The sequence below is a fragment of the Pseudarthrobacter sp. IC2-21 genome, assembly GCF_034048115.1.
Classification (GTDB): domain Bacteria; phylum Actinomycetota; class Actinomycetes; order Actinomycetales; family Micrococcaceae; genus Arthrobacter; species Arthrobacter naphthalenicus.
The window spans coordinates 3,037,935-3,055,577 of record NZ_CP139145.1 but is presented as its reverse complement, the minus strand read 5'-3'; the positions used below and the strand labels follow the sequence as shown (position 1 = coordinate 3,055,577).

At 69.3% G+C, this 17,643-nt stretch carries 15 protein-coding genes; 9 read left to right on the top strand and 6 right to left on the bottom strand.

Annotation, left to right across the window (positions count from 1 at the left end):
* Positions 1–134: 134 nt before the first annotated feature.
* From SBP01_RS13970 to SBP01_RS13960, 3 genes are all read right to left on the bottom strand, one after another.
* Positions 135–1,817 carry a formate--tetrahydrofolate ligase gene (locus SBP01_RS13970; RefSeq protein ID WP_320536188.1) on the bottom strand — a complete coding sequence of 561 codons (1,683 nt, stop codon included), beginning with the start codon at positions 1,815–1,817 and terminating at the stop codon, positions 135–137.
* 9 nt (positions 1,818–1,826) lie between these two features.
* Positions 1,827–3,119 carry a D-inositol-3-phosphate glycosyltransferase gene (mshA, locus tag SBP01_RS13965; RefSeq protein WP_320536187.1) on the bottom strand — a complete coding sequence of 431 codons (1,293 nt, stop codon included), beginning with the start codon at positions 3,117–3,119 and terminating at the stop codon, positions 1,827–1,829.
* A 61-nt stretch (positions 3,120–3,180) separates the two neighbouring features.
* The gene (locus SBP01_RS13960; RefSeq protein WP_320536186.1) at positions 3,181–4,683 is read right to left on the bottom strand and encodes a 6-phospho-beta-glucosidase; all 1,503 of its coding nucleotides are present in this window, start codon (positions 4,681–4,683) and stop codon (positions 3,181–3,183) included.
* 79 nt (positions 4,684–4,762) lie between these two features.
* Between SBP01_RS13960 and SBP01_RS13955 the strand changes: the two genes are divergently transcribed.
* The 6 genes from SBP01_RS13955 to SBP01_RS13930 all read left to right on the top strand — a co-directional run bounded on the left by SBP01_RS13955 (position 4,763) and on the right by SBP01_RS13930 (position 10,148).
* Positions 4,763–5,854 carry a carbohydrate kinase family protein gene (locus SBP01_RS13955; protein ID WP_320536185.1) on the top strand — a complete coding sequence of 364 codons (1,092 nt, stop codon included), beginning with the start codon at positions 4,763–4,765 and terminating at the stop codon, positions 5,852–5,854.
* Between the two features lie 62 nt (positions 5,855–5,916).
* The gene (alr, locus tag SBP01_RS13950; RefSeq protein ID WP_320536184.1) at positions 5,917–7,152 is read left to right on the top strand and encodes an alanine racemase; all 1,236 of its coding nucleotides are present in this window, start codon (positions 5,917–5,919) and stop codon (positions 7,150–7,152) included.
* Positions 7,149–7,751: a tRNA (adenosine(37)-N6)-threonylcarbamoyltransferase complex ATPase subunit type 1 TsaE gene (gene tsaE, locus SBP01_RS13945; protein ID WP_320536183.1), complete on the top strand. Its 603-nt coding sequence runs from the start codon at positions 7,149–7,151 to the stop codon at positions 7,749–7,751. The genes alr and tsaE overlap by 4 nt, the downstream gene beginning before the upstream one ends.
* A complete protein-coding gene (gene tsaB, locus SBP01_RS13940) occupies positions 7,751–8,422 on the top strand; it encodes a tRNA (adenosine(37)-N6)-threonylcarbamoyltransferase complex dimerization subunit type 1 TsaB (protein ID WP_320536182.1) in 672 nt (223 codons plus the stop codon). Before tsaE ends, tsaB begins: the two co-directional genes overlap by 1 nt.
* 47 nt (positions 8,423–8,469) lie before the next feature.
* Positions 8,470–8,979, top strand: coding sequence for a ribosomal protein S18-alanine N-acetyltransferase (gene rimI, locus SBP01_RS13935; protein ID WP_414004306.1), 510 nt, complete (start codon positions 8,470–8,472; stop codon positions 8,977–8,979).
* A complete protein-coding gene (locus SBP01_RS13930) occupies positions 8,976–10,148 on the top strand; it encodes a tRNA (adenosine(37)-N6)-threonylcarbamoyltransferase complex transferase subunit TsaD (RefSeq protein WP_320536180.1) in 1,173 nt (390 codons plus the stop codon). The genes rimI and SBP01_RS13930 overlap by 4 nt, the downstream gene beginning before the upstream one ends.
* A 120-nt stretch (positions 10,149–10,268) precedes the next feature.
* Here the strand turns inward: SBP01_RS13930 and SBP01_RS13925 are convergent, their stop codons facing one another.
* Positions 10,269–11,420, bottom strand: a complete 1,152-nt coding sequence (locus tag SBP01_RS13925) for a glutamate--cysteine ligase (RefSeq protein ID WP_320536179.1) — start codon at positions 11,418–11,420, stop codon at positions 10,269–10,271.
* A gap of 356 nt (positions 11,421–11,776) precedes the next feature.
* On the opposite strand from SBP01_RS13925, the gene SBP01_RS13920 reads away from it, so the two are divergent.
* Both SBP01_RS13920 and SBP01_RS13915 read left to right on the top strand, forming a co-directional pair.
* Positions 11,777–13,222, top strand: a complete 1,446-nt coding sequence (locus tag SBP01_RS13920) for a glycoside hydrolase family 3 N-terminal domain-containing protein (RefSeq protein ID WP_414004305.1) — start codon at positions 11,777–11,779, stop codon at positions 13,220–13,222.
* A 127-nt stretch (positions 13,223–13,349) separates the two neighbouring features.
* Positions 13,350–14,147: a shikimate 5-dehydrogenase gene (locus SBP01_RS13915; RefSeq protein ID WP_320538352.1), complete on the top strand. Its 798-nt coding sequence runs from the start codon at positions 13,350–13,352 to the stop codon at positions 14,145–14,147.
* A gap of 7 nt (positions 14,148–14,154) precedes the next feature.
* Here the strand turns inward: SBP01_RS13915 and SBP01_RS13910 are convergent, their stop codons facing one another.
* Positions 14,155–15,393, bottom strand: coding sequence for a class I SAM-dependent methyltransferase (locus SBP01_RS13910; RefSeq protein WP_320536177.1), 1,239 nt, complete (start codon positions 15,391–15,393; stop codon positions 14,155–14,157).
* A gap of 54 nt (positions 15,394–15,447) precedes the next feature.
* Here SBP01_RS13910 and SBP01_RS13905 point away from each other — a divergent pair, with 54 nt between their 5' ends.
* Positions 15,448–15,831 carry a hypothetical protein gene (locus SBP01_RS13905; RefSeq protein ID WP_275212296.1) on the top strand — a complete coding sequence of 128 codons (384 nt, stop codon included), beginning with the start codon at positions 15,448–15,450 and terminating at the stop codon, positions 15,829–15,831.
* A gap of 57 nt (positions 15,832–15,888) precedes the next feature.
* On the opposite strand, the gene SBP01_RS13900 is transcribed toward SBP01_RS13905, so the two are convergent.
* Positions 15,889–17,484 (bottom strand): S53 family peptidase, encoded by a 1,596-nt coding sequence (locus SBP01_RS13900; protein WP_320536176.1) that lies wholly within the window; start codon positions 17,482–17,484, stop codon positions 15,889–15,891.
* Between the last annotated feature and the right edge of the window lie 159 nt (positions 17,485–17,643).

The following is a 17,643-nucleotide window of genomic DNA, read 5'->3' as shown; positions in this document are numbered from 1 at the left end:
CGGCGGCACCCACCTGCGCCCGGAAGCCCTCAGCGGTGGCGGCTGCCCCGGGGAGTGCGAGAGGGTTGCCGGAAAACCCGCATTAAGTGAGAGAGGGTTGCCGGAAAACCCGCATTAAGTGAGAGAGCGTCGGGTTAGGTGAGGCCTACCGGGTTGCCGGCGTCGTCCACGTCCATGCGCATGGCGGCGGGGGCGGCGGGCAGGCCCGGCATCGTCATCACCGCTCCGGTCAACGCCACGATAAAGCCGGCCCCGGTCTTGGGGATGAGGTCGCGGACGTGGATGGTGAAGCCCTTCGGCGCGCCGAGCCGGGTGGCGTCGTCGGTGAAGGAGTACTGGGTCTTGGCCATGCAGACGGGCAGCCCGGACCAGCCGTTCTTTTCGATGTCGGCCAGCCGCTTCAGGGCCGGGACGGAGAAGTCCACGCCGTCGGCCCCGTAGATCTCCTGCGCGATGGTCCGGATCTTCTCCTCCACAGGCAGCTCCAGGGGATACAGGTGCCGGAAACTGCCCGGCGCGGAAACCGCCGCCGCCACCTTCGCGGCGAGCTCGTCACCGCCGTCGCCGCCCCCGCCGCGCCCCCAGACGTCGGCGACGGCGGCCTGCACACCTTCGGCCGCGCACCACTCCAGCAGCCAGTCGAGTTCCTCGGCGGTGTCGGAGGAGAACTGGTTGATGGCCACCACCGGGGTGACACCGAACTTCTCCACGTTGTGGATGTGCCGCCGGAGGTTCACGACGCCGGCCTGCAGCGCCTCGAGGTCGGGCACCGTGAGCCGGTCCTTGGGCACGCCGCCGTGCATCTTGAGCGCGCGAACAGTGGCCACGAGCACAACGGCGGAGGGGGCCAGATCGGCCACCCGAGCCTTGATGTCCATGAACTTCTCCGCGCCCAGGTCTGCGCCGAAGCCCGCTTCCGTGACCACAATGTCCGCGAGCCGCCGGGCCGTCTGGGTGGCGATCAGCGAATTGCAGCCGTGTGCAATGTTGGCGAATGGACCGCCGTGAACCAGCGCGGGCGTGCCGGCAATGGTCTGGACGAGGTTGGGCTTGATGGCTTCCTTCAACAGCAACGTGAGCGCACCCTGGACACCGAGATCCGCAACCGTGACAGGGGTCCGGGAGTACGTGTAGCCGAAAGTGATCCGGCCCAGCCGCTCGCGGAGGTCCGCCAGGTTCGCGGCCAGGCAGAAGACCGCCATGATTTCTGAGGCCACCGTAATGTCGAACCCGTCCTGGCGCGGCACTCCCTGGGTGGGCCCGCCAAGGCCGATGATCACTTCGCGGAGGGCGCGGTCATTCATGTCCAGGACCCGTTTGAACGTCATTCGTCGGGGGTCGATGTTCAGCTCGTTGCCCTGGTAGATGTGGTTGTCCACCAGGGCCATCAAGGCGTTGTTCGCTGAGGTCACCGCGTGGAAGTCGCCGGTGAAGTGCAGGTTGATCTCGTCCATCGGCAGCACCTGGGAATAGCCGCCGCCGGTGGCCCCGCCCTTCATGCCCAGCACCGGCCCCAGCGAGGGCTCCCGCAGCGCGATCATCACCTTGTGCCCGGCCCGGGCCAGCGAGTCGGCCAGCCCCACCGTGGTGGTGGACTTTCCCTCCCCGGCGGGCGTGGGTGACATGGCGGAGACCAGCACCACCCGCCCGGCCGGCCGGGGGGCCGTCAGCAGGGCCGGGTCAACCTTGGCTTTGTACCGGCCATAGAGTTCCAGAGCCTCGCCGTTGATGCCCGCTGCCGCCGCAATTTCCTCGATGGGCCGGATGATGGCCTGCCTCGCGATCTCGAGGTCGCTCAGGGGTTTCAGGCCAGTCATGGGTTCTCCTTAGTGGACCGCGACGGCGGGGGCCGCCGCACTCGTGGAAACGGCCGGTGCCGGACGGCCCGCCAGTTTGTCCTCGACGGCGGCATGGTAAGTCTCCAGCGTGATGGCCGCAGTACGGTTCCAGCCCAGGTTCTCCGCCCCGATGGAGGCTGCCCGGCCCATGTCGGCGCGGGTGTCCGGATCGTCATACATCGCTTCGAGCGCGTCAGCCCAGTCCTTGGCATGGTGCCCGTCCACCAGGAGCCCGGTCCGGCCATGGTGGATGGCCCGCTGCAGGCCGCCCACCCGCGTTCCCACCACCGGGGTCCCGCACGCCTGCGCTTCGATGGCCACCAGCCCGAAGGACTCACTGTAGGAAGGCATCACCACAACGTCCGCCGCACGGAACCAGGACGCCAGCTCGGCCGCGTTCACGGGCGGAAGGTGCGTCACGACGTCGTCCATTCCGGACTCGGTGATCAGCTGCCGGAGGTTGAAGTCCTTGTTGCCGCTCAGCGCGCCGAGGATGGTGACCCGGAGGTCGATTCCCGGCCGCCGCTTCCGCAGCAGGGCCGCGGCCTTGAGCAGGACCTGCGGACCTTTGAGGCGCTGGATGCGGCCGGCGAAGACCAGGTGGAAGGTCTCCGGCGGGACCCCGTGCTCCGCCCGGGAGCGCGCGCGGAAGGCGGGCGTGAACGTGCTGAGGTCCACGCCGGGCGGCGCCACATCGATGCGGTCGGGGTCGGCGCCGTAATGCGAGACCAGTTCCGTGGCTTCGGCGCTGGTGTTGGCGATCAGGCGTGTTGCGCCGTCGACGATCCGGTGTTCACCGTCTTCGCGCCGGCGGGGCTCGGGCTGCTCGCCGGACTGCAGCAGGAGGTTTTTGACCTTGGCCATGGTGTGCATCGTGTGGACCAGCGGCACGCCCCAGAGATCGGCGAGTTCCAGGCCGGCGATCCCGGACACCCAGTAATGCGAATGGATGAGGTCGTAACGGCCGTGCGGCTGGCGCTGCCGGATCTGTTCGATCTCCGCCACCATGGTGTGCAGCAGCGCCGGCAGTTCCTCCTTGGGGATCTTCCGCTGCGGCCCCGCGAACACGTTGTGGACGCACACGCCGGGGTCGGGGTGCTCGACGGCGGGCTGCTTGGCCGAGGTGGACCGCGTAAAGATCTCCACTTCGACGCCGGCCTCGGCCAGCGCCGACGCCAGTTCGCGGATGTAAACGTTCATGCCGCCGGCATCGCCGGAGCCGGGCTGCTCCATGGGGGAGGTGTGGAGGGACAGCAGCGCGACCCTGCGGATCGGTGTCATGGCCCCTCCTTCCCCTTCCGGCGCGGATCCCCGGGCCGGCTCTTGTCCATTCGGTAAAACACTACTCCTGCCGCCAGAGTGCACCCAGCCCGGGGAAGGCGCGCTCGTAGCCCTCCAGCAGCGCCGCCCCGAGCACGGCCGAATCCACCAGCGGATGCCGGCTGAAAGCGTCGACGGCGGCAGCCCGGTCGCCCTGCGTCGCGGCCCGCACCGTGAGCTGCTCCACCCGCTTGACCCGTTGCAGCAGGGCGAGTTGTTCCGGGTCCGGCGCCGACTGGGGAAGCGGCAGCGCGCCGTCCGGCGTTACCGTGCAGGGGACCTCGACGACGGCGTCCGCGGGCAGTCCCGGGATGGCGGGTTGCGGAGGGGTGCCTGCGGCGGTGGCGGCCTGGGTGCCCGCCTGTGCAGGAGCAGTGGGCAGGGTGTTGGGGGTGTTGAGGATCAGTTGGGTGGAGCGCCCGCCGGAGGCGGTGCCGGGGCCGCCGGACCCGTCAGCAGGGCCGCCAGCGGTGCCGCCGGCCAGCGCGCGCATCACGGCCAGCGCGACCCGTTCGTAGCCGCCGCCGGCGAGGTCGGCTTCGTCGCGCTGCTCACCGTGGGTCCGGGCCTCGGCCAGGTAGCCTTCCTCGCGGGAACGCCGGGCCGCGTCCCACAGCCGGTACGCGTCCGCGCCGGAGGCGGCAAGCCGGGGATACAGTTCGGCCTGCTGGTGGTGGATGGATTCCCCGCGGGTGACGGGCATGGTGCGCATGGCCGCAGCAGCAGCGTCCCGCTGGTAGTAGTAATAGAGGTATTCATTGGGCAGGGCGCCGAGCTCCGCCAGGAACGGCTGGGGAAAGAGCCGGCCTTCCTCAAACGACGCGAGGGCGGCCGGATCGGCCAGCAGCCCGGGCAACCGGTCGCGGCCGCCCGACTCCAGCCGGTACAGCCAGCCGAGGTGGTTCAGCCCGTAGTAGCCCACGCCGTCGAGCCTCCCGTCCGGCAAGGAAACGCCGGCAGCCCGGGCGGCCCGGTGCACCAGGCCGCCCGCGGAATCGCAGATCCCGATGACCTTGCGGCCCAGGACCGGCACGAGGGCTTCGGTGACTATGCCGGCGGGGTTGGTGAAGTTGATGAGCCAGGCGTCCGGGCAGAGGTCCCGCATCTGCCGGGCCAGGTGCAGCATTTCCGGGATGGTCCGCAGGGCGTAGGAGATGCCGCCTGGGCCCGTGGTTTCCTGGCCCAGCAGGCCGAGGTCCCGGGCGACGCGTTCGTCCGCAATCCGGCCGGCGGTGCCGCCGGGCCGGATGGCCGCAAACACGAGGTCCGTCCCGCGCAGGGCGTCCGGCAGGGACGTGGTGGTGTGGACGGCAGGAGGCGGCGCACCCGCAGGATCACCGCCGTCGGACGCTGGCTTGTCAGGCAAGGGCATGGCCCGCAGGACCGCCGCGATGGCACTGAGCCGGGCGGGATCGACGTCGAACAGCACCAGTTCGCTGACCAGCCCCGCGAAGGGGCCCGAAGCCAGCGCCCGGTACACGAGGGGCACACGGAATCCGCCGCCACCGGCAATCATGAGCCGCATAGTCAGCAGTCTAGGCGGCTTCATCAAACTGCTGCCGTGCCCCTACCGCGGCGCGGCGGCAGGGCGTAGTCTGCCGAACATGGACGCCACACCGGACCGCCGTTTCGATCCTCTTTCGTCCGTACGCAACCAGGCCGACGGAGGCTTCGACCTGATCCTGGCAGGCACGGTTTTCCAGGACATCATCTTCACCGGACTGCCGCACGCGCCCGAGCCCGGCACCGAAATCTGGAGCGAAGGCATGGGCAGCTGCCCCGGCGGGGTGGCGAACCAGGCCATTGCCGCGGCGAGGCTGGGCCTGAAAACGGGGCTCGCTGCCGCCTTCGGGGACGACGGTTACGGGGACTACAACTGGAAGATCCTGGCCGGGCAGGAGCACGTGGACCTGAGCCTGTCCCGCCGCGTGGCCGGGTGGCATTCGCCGGTCACCGTCTCGCTCAGCGTCGACCATGACCGTTCGCTGGTGACGCACGGCCACCCGGCGCCCGTCACGGCCTCAGAACTGATCGGACAGCCGCCGCCGGCGATCGCCGGCATCGCCGAACTCGGCCTCGAAATCGAACCGTGGGCCAAAGCCGCGCACCAGGCCGGGGTCAAGCTGTTCGGCGACGTGGGCTGGGACCCCAGCGGGGAGTGGGCCCCGGTCCGGCTGGAGAACCTGCAGTACTTCCACGCGTTCCTGCCCAACCAGCGCGAGGCGATGGCCTTCACCGGGAAGGACAACCCGTGGTCCGCGCTGTACGCCCTGGCCGACCGGGTGCCCGTGGCGGTGGTGACGCTCGGCGCGCAGGGTGCCATGGCGGTGGACTCCGAAACGGGGGAGGAAGAGTGGGTGCCGTCGCTGCCCGTGACCGCCTTTGACCCCACCGGCGCCGGCGACTGCTTCGACGCGGCGTTCATCATGGGCAGCCTGGCCGGCTGGCCGCTGGGAAACCGGCTCCGGTTCGCCAACCTCTGCGCCTCCCTGGCCGTCCAGGAGGTGGGCGGCTCGCTGGCGGCGCCCGGCTGGGGCGACATCGCCGACTGGTGGAAACGCGCCAACGCCCGGCCGGAACGCCAGAGCAGCCAGTGGCTGCGCCGCTTCGGCTTCCTCGCCGACATCGTCGCCGACGTCCCGGTGGCGGCACAGCGCCGGGCCGGCGCCACCATCGCGCACCTCTCGGATGCGTGAGGACCGACGGCGATGACCGCTCCGGAATTTGCTGCCGGGCCGCTCGCACTAGAATCACTAGGGTGACTTACCCCGCAGCAACCGGTGACTTCAGCGCGTCCTCAGGAAAGGATCCGCTGTACGAGCGGTCCGCCGTAATCGACCTGGACGCCATCCGCCACAACGTCCGCCGGCTGGCCGGCGCGGCTTCACCCGCCAAGGTCATGGCCGTGGTCAAGGCCGACGCCTACGGGCACGGGGCCGTCCCGGTGGCCCGGGCCGCCCTCGAAGCCGGCGCCTCCTGGCTGGGCGTGGCGCACATCTCCGAAGCCCTCGCCCTGCGGGCCGCGGGCATCGACGCGCCGCTGCTGGCCTGGCTGCACACCGCCGAAAGCAACTTCGCCGCGGCCGTGGCTGCCGGCGTCGATATCGGGTGCTCCGGCTGGGAGCTCGAACGCATCGTCGCAGCCGCCCGCGACCAGGAACGCCCCGCCCGGATTCACCTGAAAGTGGACACGGGCCTGGGCCGGAACGGCGCCACCCTCGCGTCCTGGGACCAGCTGGTGGGCGAGGCCATGGAGTACCAGGACCAGGGCCTCCTGCGGGTGGTGGGCATCTTTTCGCACCTCTCCGTGGCCGATGAGCCCGAGCGGCCCGAAACCGACGAGCAGCTGGCCGCTTTCCGCGAGGTGCTCGCCATAGCCGAAGACGCCGGCGTGGACCCCGAAGTGCGGCACCTGGCCAACACCCCCGCCACCCTGTCCCGCCCGGACACCCACTTCGACCTCGTCCGTGTGGGCCTGGGCATTTACGGGCTCTCCCCCTTTGAAGGCCAGACCTCCGCCGAACTGGGACTCCGGCCCGCCATGACGCTGCGGACGCTGGTTTCCCAGTGCAAGGACGTCCCCGACGGGCAGGGCGTCTCCTACGGCCTGCGCTACCGCACCAGCGGGCCAAGCAGCCTGGCCCTGATCCCGCTTGGCTACGCGGACGGCGTGCCGCGGGTGGCCACCGGCGGCCCCGTCCGGGTGGCCGGCCGGACCTACCCGGTGGTGGGCCGGATCGCGATGGACCAGATGGTGATCGACGTCGGCAACATCGGCGCCGCCGGGGCGGACCTGTTCGGTGCCGAGGCGGTGCTGTTCGGCAACGCGGACGACGACGGACCCACGGCCGACGACTGGGCGGCCGCCGCCGGAACGAACAACTACGAGATCGTCACCCGGATCAGCCCCCGGGTGCCGCGCCGGTTCATCAACGAAAGCCCCGCCGTCGGGGATTCACCCGCTCCGCACTCAGCCTCGAAGGCCACGCCGTGAGCGTGTCCGCGCAGGCAGAGCTTCCCGGCTGGGAGCAGACCATCAGGGTCACGACGGCGGAGCAGACCCACGCGCTCGGCGCGGCTTTGGGGAAGGTGCTTCAGTCGGGGGACCTGCTGGTGCTGACCGGCGAGCTGGGTGCCGGGAAGACCACGTTTACCCAAGGGCTCGGCGAAGGCCTCGGTGTGCGGGCGGGCATCATTTCCCCCACCTTCGTGCTGGTCCGCATCCATCCCAACCTGCCGGACGGCCCGCGGCCCGGCGGTCCCGACCTGGTGCACGTGGACGCCTACCGGCTGGGATCGGCGTCGGAAATTGACGACATTGACCTGGAAAACACCATGGACTCGTCCGTGACGGTGGTGGAATGGGGGCGCGGCCGGGTGGAGCACCTGAGCGAGAGCCGGCTGGAAGTGGACCTGCACCGCGCCATCGGACTGGACGCCGTGGGCGCCTCGGAACCCATCCCCGGCCACACCGACATCCTGGACTTTGACACCGAGGACGACGACGAGCCCCGCACCATAGTGCTGCGCGGCTTCGGTCCCCGCTGGAGCACCCGGCCTGTGCTCGGCGGCGACTTTGAAGGGACACCCTGATGCTCATTCTTGCCATCGACACCTCCGCCGTGGCCAGCGCCGCCCTCGTCTCGGACGACGCTCTCGAAGGCGTGGTGGCCAGCTTCGCCACGGAAGACACCCGCAGCCACGCCGAAGTCCTGGCGCCCGGCATTGAGGAGCTGCTGTCCTCGGCCGGCGTCACCGGCCAGAACATTGACGCGATCGTGGTGGGCGTGGGCCCGGGCCCCTTCACCGGCCTGCGCTCCGGGATTGCCACCGCGCGCACCCTTGCGTTTGTCTGGGACCGGCCGCTGCACGGGGTGATGAGCCTCGACGCCGTCGCCCTGGAGGTCGCCGAGTCCACCGATGCCGCGGACGAGTTCCTCGTGGTCACGGACGCCCGGCGCAAAGAGGTCTACTGGGCCCGGTACACCCTCGCGGAAGGGCAGCTGCCCCGGCTGGAAGACGGGCCCCACGTCAGCTTCGCCGCGGACCTGCCGGACCTGCCTGCGTACGGGGCCGGCGCCGGGCTCTTCAGCGATGTCCTCCGCGCTGACCCCGGCTTTAGCAAGGAACAGCCCGACGCCCTCTATCTGGGCCAGTTCGCCCTGGCCCGGCTCGCGTCCGGCGCTGACCTGCTGGACTCCACCCCGCTGTACCTGCGGGAATCCGACGCCCAGGTCCCCGGGCCGCGGAAGCGGGCGCTGTGAGCACGCCTGCCAGCGCGTCCGGCGCCGGCGCCGTGGCCTTCCGCGACATGACCCTCGACGACGTCTCCGCCGTCAATGCCCTGGAACAGCGGTTGTTCCCCGCCGACGCCTGGCCGCTGGAGATGTTCCTGGCGGAACTGACCCAGCCCGAAACGCGCCGCTACGTGGTGGCCGAAAGCGGCGGCGCGATTGTGGGCTACGCCGGCCTGATGTGCATCGAGCCCGTCGCGGACGTGCAGACCATCGCCGTCGTGCCTGAATTCGAAGGGCGCGGAATCGGCTCGGCCCTCCTGACCCGGTTGATCGATGAGGCCCGGCGGCGCGGGGCGGCCGATGTCCTGCTGGAGGTCCGCGAGGACAATCCGCGGGCGCAGCAGCTGTATGTGCGTTTCGGCTTCGAACAGATCCACGTGCGCCGCAAGTACTACCGCGACGGCGTGGACGCCCTCATCATGCGGCTGCAGCTGGTCCCCGACGGCGCCGCCCCCACAACCGACGCCCCCTCAACGGAAGCCCCTACAACGGAGACCCCTACAACGGAAGCAGGACAGGCATGAACGGCTCGCAGCCCCTGGTGCTGGGCATCGAATCCTCCTGCGACGAAACCGGCGTGGGCATCGTCCGCGGCACCACCCTGCTCACCAACACCGTGTCCTCCTCGATGGACGAGCATGTGCGCTTCGGCGGAGTGATCCCGGAGATCGCCTCCCGCGCCCACCTTGACGCCTTTGTCCCCACGCTGCGCCAGGCGCTCGCCGACGCCGGCGTGACCCTGGAGGATGTGGACGCCATCGCTGTCACGTCAGGCCCCGGGCTCGCCGGTGCGCTGATGGTGGGCGTCTGCGCCGCGAAAGCCCTGGCCCTTGCCACCGGCAAACCGCTCTACGCCATCAATCACCTGGTGGCACATGTGGGCGTCGGGCTGCTGGACGGGGCCAAGGCAACCGGGAATGCCAAGACAACCGGGAGCGCCAACCAAGCAGTGCGCGACGGCGGGATCCCGGCTTCCGGGCCGGACGGCGCCGCAGGTGCCCCGCGCCTCCCCGGGAACCTTGGCGCCCTGCTGGTCTCGGGCGGCCACACCGAGATCCTGAAGATCAACAGCATCACGGACGACGTCCAGCTCCTCGGCTCAACGATCGACGACGCCGCCGGTGAAGCCTACGACAAAGTGGCGCGCATCCTGGGCCTGGGTTACCCGGGCGGCCCTGCGATCGACAAGCTGGCCCGCACCGGCAACGCCAAAGCCATCAGGTTCCCGCGGGGGCTCAGCCAGCCCAAGTACATGGGCACCGCCGAGGAACCCGGCCCGCACCGCTACGACTGGTCCTTCAGCGGACTCAAGACCGCCGTCGCGCGCTGCGTGGAACAGTTCGAAGCCCGCGGCGAGGAGGTCCCGGTGGCCGACATCGCCGCTGCCTTCCAGGAGGCGGTGGTGGATGTGATTACCTCCAAGGCCGTGCTGGCGTGCCGCGAACACGGCATCAAGGATGTCCTGCTGGGCGGGGGAGTGGCGGCCAACTCAAGGCTGCGCGAGCTCACGGGCCAGCGCTGTGCGTCCGCCGGCATCCGGCTTCACGTGCCGCCGCTGGACCTGTGCACGGACAACGGGGCCATGGTGGCGGCCCTGGGTGCGCAGCTGGTGATGGCCGGAATCGGACCGAGCGGCATCGGCTTCGCCCCGGACTCCTCCATGCCGGTCACCGCGGTGTCCCTCCCGGCCTGAGGCAGGTTGGTGTTCGAAGCCAGGGGAACCTTCGCGGGGCACTTTGGGCGTGCGGGCGTCGCACATCACGACGAGGGCCGGCGTGTCTGTGTCGAAGTGCCCCGTTTCGGGAGGGCCGGGTCAGGCCGTGGGGCCGTTCCGCATCTGCTTCACGAGGTCCAGCACCACGGCCCGCAGGTCCCCGCCGTGCTCGGCGGCGACGCGGCGCTGGCGCTGGTAGCCGGCGCCCCGCTGGATGATCTTCTCAACGTCGGCCAGTTCGTCCGGGCAGCCAAGCTTGGCGGCCACCGGCTCGAGCCGGTTCAGGGTTTCCATCAGGTGGTCGGTGACCAGCATTTCATTGCCGGCGGCGTCGAGGATGATGATGGCTTCCATGCCGTAGCGGGCGGCCCGCCACTTGTTTTCCTGGATGTGCCACGGCGGCATGGTGGGGATGGTGCCGCCGTTGTCCAGGGTGGTGGAGAACTCGTCCACGAGGCACTGGGTGAGGGCGGCGATGGCACCCACTTCCTCCAGCGTGGCCAGGCCGTCGCAGATGCGCATCTCAATGGTGCCCAGGTTCGGGACAGGCCGGATGTCCCAGCGGATTTCGGACAGTGTGTCGATCACGCCGGTGGTGAACATGTCCTGGACGTAGGACTCGTATTCTTCCCAGGAGCGGAACTGGAACGGCAGGCCCGCCGTCGGAAGCTGCTGGAACATGAGGGCGCGGTGGGAGGCGTAGCCGGTGTCCTCACCGCCCCAGAACGGGCTCGACGCCGAGAGCGCCTGGAAATGCGGGAAGTAGTTAACCAGGCCATCCAGCACGGGCAGGGCTTTTTCGCGCCGGTCCAGGCCCACATGGACGTGCACGCCGTAAATGACCATCTGCCGGCCCCACCACTGCGTCCGGTCGATCAGCTTGGCGTAGCGGGCCTTGTCCGTGACCGGCTGCAGCTGCGGCGGGCTGAAGGGGTGACTGCCGGCGCAGAAGACCTCAACACCCATGGGATCGGTGATCTCGCGGACGGCTGCCAGGGACTTGCTGAGGTCCTCCTTGGCTTCGGCGGCGGTCTCGCAGATCCCCGTGACCAGTTCCACCGTGTTCAGCAGCAGTTCCTGCTTGATGTGGGGATGCTCGTCATCTTCGTTCAGTTCGGGATGTTTGGCTGCAACGCCGCGGAGCACCTCGTTGGCCACCGATGCCAGTTCGCCGGTCTGGCCGTTGACCAGGGCCAGCTCCCATTCCACACCAAGAGTTGATTGCTTCGATGAAGCGAAATCAATCTTCAAATGCGTTCCTAACTGTTCGGTTGTCCGTGGCCGCGCGCCGCGTTCAAGTCTAGTGCAGGGGTAGCATCGACCTAATGGCTTTGTTCGTACGGACCCGTGACAGTATTCACAAAACTACCCTCTTCTTCATGGCGGCAGCCGCCGCGGCCGCGCTGGCTGCCTGTGCCGCCGGCCCGGCCGCGGCACCGGAAGTTTCAGGATCCGGCCCGGAGTCCGCTGCAGGGTCCCCTTCCGCCTCGGAACCTCCGACGACGGCACCTCCTTCAGCGTCGCCGTCACCTGACCCTCAGCTGGCACCCTTGGGGTGGGGCCCGGAACAGCGGGACCGTGACGTTGCCGCCGCTGCCGTGGCGGCGATGACGGTGGAACAGAAGGCCGGGCAGGTGCTGATGCCCCTTTACATGGGGCCTGATCCTGCAGCCCAGGCCGCCACCATTGAACGCCTCCACCTCGCCGGCTCCATCATCATGGGCGACAACGTTCCCCTCGACGCCAACGGCCTGGCAAACCCGGCTGCCATGAGCACGGTGAACCAACGCCTCTCACAGGCTGCCCGCGCCGACGGCAGGCCGTGGCCCGGGCTCATTGGCGTGGACCAGGAGGGCGGGATCGTGACCCGGCTGGGCGCCCCGCTGACGGAATGGCCCACGCCCATGAGCTACGGCGCCGCCGGCAGCACGCCCCTGGCCAGGGACGCCGGCGCGGCGATGGCTTCCGAGCTCGCGCCGCTGGGGTTCAACCTGGACTTCGCCCCCAGTTCGGACGTCAGCATCGGGCCGGCGGATCCCACCATCGGAGCACGGTCCATGTCCGGCAACCCGGAGCAGGCCGGGCAGCTTGCCGTGGCGTTCTCCCAGGGCATGCAGGCAGCCAACGTCCTGCCCGTCATCAAACACTTCCCGGGCCACGGCTCGGTTACCGTGGACTCGCACCAGGCCCTCCCGGTGCAGCCGGCCTCCATCGCCGAGCTCGAGGCTCGCGACTGGAAGCCGTTCCGCGCCGCCGTCGCCGCCGGTGTGCCGATCGTCATGACGGGGCACATCGCCGTGCCTGCGCTGGAACCCGGCGTCCCGGCGTCGTTATCAGCACCGACGTACGCGACCCTGCGCGGCATGGGCTTCAAGGGTGTCGCGGTGACCGACGCCCTGAACATGGGCGCCATCCAGAAGCAATATCCCGGCGGTTCCGCTGCTCCGATTGCCTTGGCCGCCGGAGCGGACCTGCTGCTGATGCCCGCCGACGTGGGGCAGGCGCACGCCGCCATTGTGGCTGCCGTGGCCGCCGGACGGGTGCCGGCGGCAAGGCTGGACGAGGCGGCAACGCGGGTGGCCACGATGATGACCTGGCGCGGCCGAACCGCTTCCTCTCCGGGGGCGCTGCCGGGAGCCGGTCCCGGCAGCAGCGGCGACATGTCAGCCCGGGTGTCCGCGGGCGCCATCACCATGGTGTCCGGGCCGTGCGGGGGGCCCGTCGCGCCCGCAGGCGTCCGGATTGCCGGGGGTTCGGACCAGGACCGGGCACGGTTCGCCGCTGCCGCCGCGAAGGCCGGGCTCAGCATCGGCCGGGGCCCCCTGGTCACGCTCATCGGCAACGGGGGACGGCCCGCAGGGGGCGATATTGCCGTGACTCTTGATGCGCCGTGGCCGCTGGCGGGCTCCGCCGCGCCGGTGAAGGTGGCCCTTTACGGCCGGAGCCAGGGCGCCTTCGACGCGCTGGCTGCCGTACTTGCGGGCAACGCGGCCGCCCCCGGGAAGCTGCCTGCCGCCGTCGGAAGCTTCCCGGCAGGCACGGGCTGCCCCTAACCCCAACTAAGTAGCGCCAACTGACGTTTTGGGTGCTCAAAACGACAATTGGCGCTACTTACTTGGGGAACGCGTTTATTACTTGGGGAACGCGTTTAATGGTGACGTGCCCATTCTGAATAAAGACATGACCCTCTGCATCTCGCTCTCGGCCCGTCCCAGCAACAACGGGACCCGGTTCCACAACCACCTTTACGAACAGCTGAACCTGAACTGGATCTACAAGGCTTTCGCCCCCACGGACCTGGCCCAGGCGATCGCCGGCGTCCGCGGCCTGGGGATCCGGGGCTGCGCCGTGTCCATGCCCTTCAAGGAGGACGTGATGGCCCTCGTGGACGAGCTGGATCCTTCCGCCAAAGCCATCGACTCGGTCAACACCATCGTGAACACGAACGGCCACCTCAAGGCCTACAACACCGACTACACCGCCATTGAACAGCTGTTGAAAACCAACGCCGTGTCCACGGACTATTCCGTGCTGGTCCAGGGCGCCGGCGGGATGGCCAAGGCCACCGTCGCCGCACTGCGCGACGCCGGGTTCACCGACGTCACCGTCATCGCCCGCAATGAAACCACCGGGCGCGCGCTCGCCGAACAGTACGGCTTCCAGTGGCGGGCAGCGCTCGACGGCGACACGGCGGACGTGATCATTAACGTCACCCCCATCGGTATGGAAGGCGGCCCCGACTCTGGCTCGCTGTCCTTCCCGGAGGAGACCATTGCCGCTGCCAAGGTGGTGTTCGACGTCGTGGCGCTGCCGGCCGAGACGCCGCTGATCAAGGCCGCGCGGTCCGCCGGAAAACGGGTCATCACCGGCGCGGAGGTGGCCACCATCCAGGCGCTTGAGCAGTTTGTGCTCTACACCGGAGTGCGTCCCACCGACGAGCAGGTCCGGGCCGCCGAGGACTTCATGCGCGCCCAGTAGGACAGCCTCAGACGGGCTCCACCGAGATGGCCACCCGGTCCTCCCCGATCCGGGTCAGGACCAGGGTGGCTGTTTTGGCCGCGCCCCTGCCGCCGCCCTTGTGACCGCCTTTGTTGCCGGCAAGCAGCTGCTTCCGCACTTCTTCGGGGGTGACGGACATGCCACGCTTTTTAATGTCCAGCACCGTGATGCCGTTGTCCCTGACCCAGCCCTTGAGCGCCTTGACGTTGTAGGGCATCACCTCCAGAACCCTGTAGGCGCGGGCGAACGGTGTATCCCGCAGCTCCGGGGCGCAGATGTAGGCGATGTGCTCGTCCAGCAGGTGGCCGCCGAGTTCAAGCGCGACGTCGGCCACCAGGCCGGCGCGGATCACCGCACCGTCGGGTTCGTACAGGTAGCCCTCTGCCGGACCGACAGGGGCGGTGGGGCCGCCGTCGAAATCCTCGGCGCTGGTGATCTCGGCTGCGCCCTGCGGCCCGAGCAGCAGGGCGGCGCGGCGAATACCGGGCCGGCTCACGGAATTGAACCAGAGGCTCACCTCGGTGACATCGCCGCCCACGGACACCCACTGCGCCTCGCAGCCGGCGGGGACCGAGTCGTGCGGCATGCCGGGACCCATTTTGACGCCCACCGCACGTCCGGTGGCTGCGAGCGATTCCACGAAGGACAGCGGCGGCGAGAACGCTTCAGGATCCCAGATCCGCTTGGTCCCCGACGTGGACGTGGTCCGGCGGGCGGGATCCAGCCAGACGCCGTCGATCCCGTCCAAAGAAACAGCGGTGGCGTCGGAATGCACCACCGTGGCGTTGGGAAACGGGATGAGGTTGACCGTGGCGCAGGCGGCCGTGGTCTCGTCCATCTCCACTGCCGTGACCGTGAGGTCCATCGACGCCAGGGCCAGGGCGTCCGCTCCCAGGCCGCAGCCGAGGTCCGCCACGTGGCGGATTCCCGCCTGCGCGAATCGTTCCGCGTGCCGGGCGGCCACGTTGAGGCGGGTTGCCTGTTCAAGGCCGGCCTGCGTGAAGAGCATGCTGCGGGCGAACTCGCCGAACTTGGCCTCTGCCTTGGTGCGCAGCCTGGACTGGGTGAGCACGGCCGAGACGAGTTCGGGGGAGTGCCCGGCCTTACGGAGCGTCGAATTAAGCTCGAACGCCTCGTCCTCGCGGTACGGACCCAGGGACGCCAACAGCTCCCAACCCTCGCTGGTCAGGAGTGGGGCAATCTGGTCCTGCGGTGCTTGAGACATGGGTTCAAGCCTAGTGGAGGTGGCCAAGCCGCGGTTCCGGCTAGGGTTGAAGCTATGGAAGACAGTGCAGGCACCCAGCCGTCCGGACCACCCAGAAACAACCGCACGGACCTGGTGAAGATTGCCCGCCCCGCCCTGATCGCCGGAGCCGCAATCGCCGTCGTCTGCATCGCCCTGCTGGTGATCATCTTCTTCCTGGACACCTTTAACGCCACTGTCTATTCCGTGGGCGGCAAGGACATCCAGGACGCCACCGACGAAGCCCGGCAGATCCGGGACCTGTACTCCGGGGCCCGCGTGGGCGGCATCATCCTGCTGGTGATTTCGCTGCTCGCTGCCGCGGGCGGCTCCGTCATCCTCTACCTCAACCGGGGCGCCGCTGATGAAGGGGACGACGGCGACGAAGACGTGGACTTCGAGGACCTCGCCGGCCGGTAACGCCGTCCCGCGCCGGCCTGCTTCCGCGGTCCGGCGCCCCGCGAACAAGCTGCCCGGTCAGTGGCCGGATGTGATGGCCGCCAACAGTGCCGTCCCGTCGGGGCTGCCGAGACCGGTGCACGGATCCCAGCCGGAAGCTGCCTGGTAGGTGCCGTTGTTTCCGGAGGTGACGTCACGGAACCCGGCCTTTCGGCTGTAGAGCAGGGGCTGAATCTGCCCGAAGTGCCGGTTGGTTGACTGGGCAAGCAGCGCAATCAGTGCAGCCCAGAGGGGTGCGACGGCGCTCGTTCCGCCGATGACCATGTCCTTGCCGTCCACTCTGACTTTGTAGCCCGTCTGCGGGTCAGCGACACCGCTGACGTCCGGGACCCCGCGGCCGTGGCTCCCCGGGGCGGGTCTGGGCGCCGGTTTGTGGCGGCGGGTGCGGGCTGCCAGCCCGTTTTGCCAGGCCGGGGCCGGGAAAGTGTCGCTGTAACCACCTCCTGTGGCTGAGTGCGGCCCGTCGTTCCAGACGGTTTCGGAGCTGATCGTTCCCGTGGCCGTGTCCGCGTCGAGGCGGGTTCCGCCGCAGGCCAGCGCGTGCGGGCTGGAGGCCGGGAAGTCGGCGTGGTCTTTGCCGTCCGTCGCGCCGTCGCTACTTCCGTTGTCCCCGGCCGCGGCTGTGACGGTAATACCAAGGGCTGAAGCGTCGGCCAGGGCCTGGTCAAAGGCTGTCCGGGCCTGCGCGGTCCAGGCATCCTCGCTCTGGCCCCAGCTGATGCTGATCGCCGCCGGCGTCGGGGTTGCATGGGAGGCGTTGATGATGGCGTCCAGGAACCCGGCGTCGGTGTTCGGGGCGAAGTAGACCAGGATGTCCGCCTTCGGGGCCAACGCGCCGGCCACTTCGATGTCGAGCAGCACTTCCCCGTCTGCCCCGGTGGGGTCCTGCCCGGGATGGTTGACGGCTCCGTCGACGCCAACGGCGGTGACGCGGGGTCCGGTGATTCCCAGACCTGCGAAATAGGTGTCCAGGTCATCCTGGCCAAAGCCGCCGCCGAGTTCGATGATGGCCACGCCCTGGCCGCTGCCGTCCGCGCCCGCCGGGAAGTTGTAGATCCGTGCCAGCTCGGGCGGGGTGTAGCTGGTGCGGGCGGCGGTCAGCGGGATGGCGTGGAACTGGGCACGCGCCTGGGGCCGGTCATCAAGGCCCAGCACCGCCGTAACGATTCCCTCCAGTTCCGCCGGGATTGTCAGGCTTCCGGTCCGGTGCCGGTGGGTGACGTCGTGACCATGGGGGCCACTGCTGGTCACTTCCTCCAGGCTGGTGCCGAAGATACGGCTCAGCAGCTCGACGGTTCCGGCCAGCCGCAACCGGCGGGCGGCGGGGTCGGCGTCGAGGATTTCGGCTCCGAGCCGGGTGAACGTGTCGGTGGCAAGCCGCAGATCCGCGGTGGCGGCTCCATGGCCGGCTGCGAGCTCCTCGCGGGACATCGGTTCGGCAGGCATCTGCGTCAGCGGTTCCCGACGGCGCAGGATCACGGTCACCTCAATCCTGCGGGAAGGATCGGCGGGACCGTGCGCGGCCTGGATCCGTTCGGCGGGCGGACGTTCCGAACCCGGCAAAGGGACGCTGCCGACGGCGGGCCGGGACGTGGTGTTGCTGTGCTCAGACATGAAATAGCTCCGTTCCCAGGAGAGTCATTGTTCAGGGCTTCGTCGGTTTCGGGAGGACATCGTGCGGCCGGATCTCCCGGTCAGTTACGACACTAACGGCAATCCTGCACGGGCATAAGCTACTTTGAAGACCGGACACTAGCGGCATGGCCTGGACGA